The following is a 4,979-nucleotide window of genomic DNA, read 5'->3' on the forward strand; positions in this document are numbered from 1 at the left end:
GACGGGCGCCCTGGGCGGGGCGGGCCGGGCGGTGCACGTCGACGCGCGGCGGGGCGAGGCGGCGCTGCCGCGCCGGCATGTGCGGGTGGAGATCGCGGTGGGCGCGGGTCACCGGGCCGTGGACGTGGCCCGGGAGGTCCGGGCCCGGGTCGGCGAGGCCCTGGTGGACCGCCCGAGCGTGGCCGTGCTGGTGACGGCGGTCGGCTGAGCGGCGCCGCCGGGTGCCGGATACGGCGCGCGCCCGGTGCCGCCGCGGGCCGCGTCTGCCCGGCGCGTCCGCAGTGCCGCGACGGGGTGGACGGTGTCTGCCGCGTCCCTGGTGCGGTGGCCGGGAGGGTTCACCGGCTCCCGGCCACAGCGCTAGTCGCCGAGGCCCGCGAGGTCGCGGAGGCGGCGGGCCTGCGCGGCGCGCTCGGCTCCGCGCTGCTCGTCGTAGGTGCGGTCCACGGCGCCGCGCAGCAGGGTCTTGGTCTCGATGACGGCGTCCCGGGGCGCGGCGGCGATCGCCGCGGCGAGATCGCGTACGGCGTCGTCGAGCTGGTCCGCGGGCACGGCGAGGTTGGCGAGCCCGCTGCTCACGGCCTCCTCGGCGGTGACGAAGCGGCCCGTCACGCAGATCTCCAGGGCGCGGCCGTAGCCGACGAGCCCGACGAGGGGGTGCGTGCCGGTCAGGTCCGGGACCAGCCCGAGGGCGGTCTCGCGCATGGCGAACTGCACGTCGTCGGCGACGACGCGCACGTCGCAGGCGAGCGCGAGCTGGAAGCCCGCCCCGATGGCATGGCCCTGCACGGCGGCGACCGTCACGAGGTCGTTGCGCCGCCACCAGGTGAAGCCCTCCTGGAACTCGGCGATGGCAGCGTCGAGTTCCCCGTCGCTGCTGCGCGCGAGGTCGACGAAGGACGGCTCGCCCTCGATCCCCTCGGGCGTGAACATCTGCCGGTCGAGCCCGGCGGAGAAGGACCTGCCCTCACCGCGCAGGACGACGACCCGCACGCTGCCCGGCAGGACCCGCCCGGCCTCGGCGAGCGTCCGCCACATGGCGGGGCTCTGCGCGTTGCGCTTGGCCGGGTTGGTCAGCGACACCGTCGCGAGTGAGCCGTCGACGGTGAGCCGTACGCCGTTCTTGTCGAGCAGGGGAGCGAGTTCCTGGTCGGACGAAGCCATGCGGTGCCTCCGGTGCGTGCCGTCATCGTGGGATGCCGGTGGGACACCCACTAAGTGACTGCACAGTAACCACCCGGCCGGGCCGGTGTTCCTCCAGGTCCCCACTCGGACTCGGGGGAACGGCCGGCCGGGTGGCCACCATCGAAACCGCTGGGCCGCTCGGGCTCAGGACGATGGGGCCTTCTTGCCCCGCGTCGCCCCGCCACGCCCACGCAGCGTGACGCCCGACTCGCTGAGCATCCGGTGGACGAAGCCATACGAGCGGCCGGTCTCCTCGGCCAGTGCCCGAATGCTCGCACCGGAGTCGTACTTCTTCTTCAGGTCTGCCGCGAGCTTGTCGCGCGCGGCGCCGGTCACCCGGCTGCCCTTCTTCAGAGTCTCGGCCACCCGTGCCTCCTCATGGGAAGTGCGCTCTGGTCTCCTCATGATCACCCCTCCGGCGCTCCATGGCCACCCATTCGGCAAGGTCCGTGGGACACGCCGGTGACGACAGGAGCGCATCCCCACATGCGGAATCTCTGATTCCAGCATGTGCGAGCTGTGCGCCCGAACGGGCTCTTCCACGAACCCCCAGGTCAGGGACGTGCGTCGGCCGCGCCCCCGCGGATAAGGGACGCGGCCGGGAAATCCGTGGAGCACACACCGCGGTACGAGGAGATCTCACCCAGATGGTGGATCACCGATGGGCCGAATGATCCCTACGCCGTTGATCACGCGTGCGATCAGGCGAGAGCGACGAGATCCGCGTAGTCCGCGCCCCACAGGTCCTCGACTCCGTCCGGAAGCAGGATGATCCGCTCCGGCTGGAGGGCCTCGACGGCGCCCTCGTCGTGCGTGACGAGGACGACCGCGCCCTTGTAGGTGCGCAGCGCGCCGAGGATCTCCTCGCGGCTGGCCGGGTCGAGGTTGTTCGTGGGCTCGTCGAGCAGCAGGACGTTCGCCGAGGAGACCACGAGGGTCGCGAGCGCGAGGCGCGTCTTCTCCCCGCCGGACAGCACGCCCGCGGGCTTGTCGACGTCGTCGCCGGAGAACAGGAACGAGCCGAGCACCTTGCGGACCTCGACGAGGTCCATGTCGGGGGCGGCCGAGCGCATGTTCTCCAGGACGGTGCGGCCGGCGTCCAGGGTCTCGTGCTCCTGGGCGTAGTAGCCGATCTTGAGGCCGTGGCCGGGGACGACCGCGCCGGTGTCCGGCTGCTCGACCCCGCCGAGGAGACGCAGCAGGGTCGTCTTGCCCGCGCCGTTGAGGCCGAGGATGACGACCCGCGACCCCTTGTCGACGGCGAGGTCGACGTCGGTGAAGATCTCCAGCGAGCCGTACGACTTCGACAGTCCCTCGGCCGTCAGGGGGGTCTTGCCGCAGGGGGCCGGCTCCGGGAAGCGCAGCTTGGCGACCTTGTCGGACTGGCGGACGTCCTCCAGGCCGGACAGCAGGCGCTCGGCGCGGCGGGCCATGTTCTGCGCGGCGACCGTCTTGGTGGCCTTGGCGCGCATCTTGTCCGCCTGGGCGTTGAGGGCGGCGGCCTTCTTCTCGGCGTTCTGCCGCTCGCGCCTGCGGCGCTTCTCGTCCGCCTCGCGCTGCTGCTGGTAGAGCTTCCAGCCCATGTTGTAGACGTCGATCTGGGCGCGGTTGGCGTCCAGGTAGAACACCTTGTTGACGACCGTCTCCACGAGGTCGACGTCGTGGGAGATGACGATGAAGCCGCCGCGGTAGGTCTTCAGGTAGTCCCGCAGCCAGACGATCGAGTCGGCGTCGAGGTGGTTGGTCGGCTCGTCCAGGAGCAGGGTGTCCGCGTCGGAGAAGAGGATGCGGGCCAGCTCGATACGGCGGCGCTGGCCGCCGGAGAGGGTGTGCAGGGGCTGGCCGAGCACCCGGTCGGGCAGGTTGAGCGCGGCGGCGATGGTGGCGGCCTCGGCCTCGGCGGCGTACCCGCCCTTGGTGAGGAACTCCGTCTCCTGGCGCTCGTACTGCTTGAGGGCCTTCTCGCGGGTGGCGCCCTGGCCGCTCGCGATGCGCTGTTCGTTCTCGCGCATCTTGCGGATCAGGACGTCGAGGCCGCGCGCGGACAGGACGCGGTCGCGGGCGAGCACGTCGAGGTCGCCCGTGCGGGGGTCCTGCGGAAGATAGCCGACCTCGCCCGAGCGGCTGATCTGGCCGCCGGCCGGGATGCCCTCGCCGGCCAGGCACTTGGTGAGGGTCGTCTTGCCGGCGCCGTTGCGGCCGACGAGGCCGATGCGGTCGCCTTTGGCGACGCGGAAGGTCGCGGACTCGATGAGCACGCGCGCGCCGGCGCGCAGCTCGATTCCGGAGGCGGAGATCACGGTCAGGCTCCAGGGCGGGTCAGGTGGCGGGATGGGCGGCTGAGGGCGTTCCCGCCGTCTAGTGCGCGAGGAGAATGGCCATGGGGCCAGTCTAACGGCGCCGTGCAACCCCTTTTCGCGGGTCGGGGGGTACGGGGCCTGGCCGCACGGGTGTCCGGGCAGGCCCGGGGCGTGGGCGGGGCGCGTCGTGACGTACGGCACGTGCCGGGCCGGGGCCCGGCAGCGCGGCGGGGGTGCGGTCGGGACGCCGCCGGGCGCGGGGACGTTCGGCGCCGGGCGGCCGGCGGGGGCTCAGCTCCCGCCGGTGTGCACCTGGAAGGCGGCGCGGCGGACGGCCTTGGCGAGGGCGGGGTCGGGGTGGGCGGCGGCGAGCGCCACGAGGACCTGCACGGTGCGGGGGTGGCCGACGGCGCGCACCTCGTCGAGCAGGGCCGGGACGGTCGGCTGGACCGCGGACTCCAGATGCCGGACCAGCATCGGCGCCTCGCCGTGGTCGGCGACGGCGGCGGCGGTGTCGACCCAGAGCCAGGTGGCCTCGTGCCGGGTCAGCACCTCGTGGGCGTCCTCCGGGTCGATGCCGTCGTGCTCGGCCAGCCAGAGCAGCGCGTAGGGCCGCAGCGTGGGCTCGTCGGCGACGGCGCGCACATCGGGTTCCGCGGGGGCGCCGACGACGCGCAGCGCCTCGAAGGCGAGGCCGCGCAGGAGGGCGTCGTCGCCGCGGGCCGCGCCGAGCAGTTCGGTGACGGCGCTGCCGACGGGGCGGGCGGCGAGCCAGGCGCGGTACTCGTCGCGGGCGGCCTTCGGGCGCAGTTGGGCGCAGCCGCGCAGCATGTCCTCGGCGGCCTGCTCGATGTTCCCCGCGGGACTCTGGGCGGCGACGCAGATCTGCTCCAGCTTCACCCAGACCGCCCAGCTGCCGAGCGGGGTGAGGGTGGCCTGGCCGTCGCCGCAGGTGAGGGCTCCGACGGAGGCGAGGGCGTGCAGGGCCCAGTCGAGGAGCGGGGCGAGGGAGGCGAGGTCCGCGGGCGGCTGGGCGCCGGCCGGCTCGGGGCGGGGCCCGTAGGGGACCTCGCATCTCTCGGTGCGCAGCTCGGTGACGCGCTGCTCCAGGAGGTCGAGGAGCTGCTCCACGGGGACGGGCCCGGCGGACAGCTGGAGGAAGGAGAGGACCTGCGGCAGGGCGGAGACCACGTCGGCGACGGCCCCGTGCTCGTGCCGCTCGGGTTCCGGGTGGACCAGCGACCAGGCGTCGAAGAGGGCGACCCAGCCGCGCAGCACGGCGCTGTCGTCACGGTCCCAGGCGCGCAGCCGCCAGCCGGGGCGGGCGCTGTCGCCGTGCACCTCGACGAGGCCGGCGAGGCGGGCGGTGTCCCAGTCGGCGCGGACCTGGGGCACGGTCAGGCCGAGGTCCCCGGCCGCGCGCCGGGCGGTCGCCTCGGAGAGGGTCCCCTTGCCGTCGGGGTGGGCGGCGCCGTCCCGGCCGGGGTGCAGCGC

The 4,979-nt window shown here is 74.0% G+C and carries 4 protein-coding genes and 1 pseudogene; 1 reads left to right on the top strand and 4 read right to left on the bottom strand.

The window, feature by feature from the left end:
• A pseudogene (locus SZN_RS35310) lies at nucleotides 1-208 on the top strand (nucleopolyhedrovirus P10 family protein); the annotation flags it as partial.
• 152 nt (nucleotides 209-360) lie between these two features.
• On the opposite strand, the gene SZN_RS35315 reads toward SZN_RS35310, so the two are convergent.
• The 4 genes from SZN_RS35315 to SZN_RS35330 all read right to left on the bottom strand — a co-directional run.
• Nucleotides 361-1,164, bottom strand: coding sequence for an enoyl-CoA hydratase/isomerase family protein (locus SZN_RS35315; protein WP_007504897.1), 804 nt, complete (start codon nucleotides 1,162-1,164; stop codon nucleotides 361-363).
• 165 nt (nucleotides 1,165-1,329) lie between these two features.
• On the bottom strand, nucleotides 1,330-1,551 hold the full coding sequence (locus SZN_RS35320) for a helix-turn-helix domain-containing protein (protein ID WP_007504899.1): 222 nt from the start codon (nucleotides 1,549-1,551) through the stop codon (nucleotides 1,330-1,332).
• A 335-nt stretch (nucleotides 1,552-1,886) separates the two neighbouring features.
• Entirely contained in the window at nucleotides 1,887-3,485 is a 1,599-nt protein-coding gene (locus SZN_RS35325) for an ABC-F family ATP-binding cassette domain-containing protein (RefSeq protein WP_007504901.1), read from the bottom strand.
• Nucleotides 3,486-3,776: 291 nt separating this feature from the next.
• Nucleotides 3,777-4,979: hypothetical protein (locus SZN_RS35330; RefSeq protein ID WP_007504903.1), on the bottom strand; the 1,203-nt coding region annotated here is incomplete at its 5' end.

The sequence above is a fragment of the Streptomyces zinciresistens K42 genome (genome assembly GCF_000225525.1).
Taxonomy (GTDB): Bacteria; Actinomycetota; Actinomycetes; order Streptomycetales; family Streptomycetaceae; genus Streptomyces; species Streptomyces zinciresistens.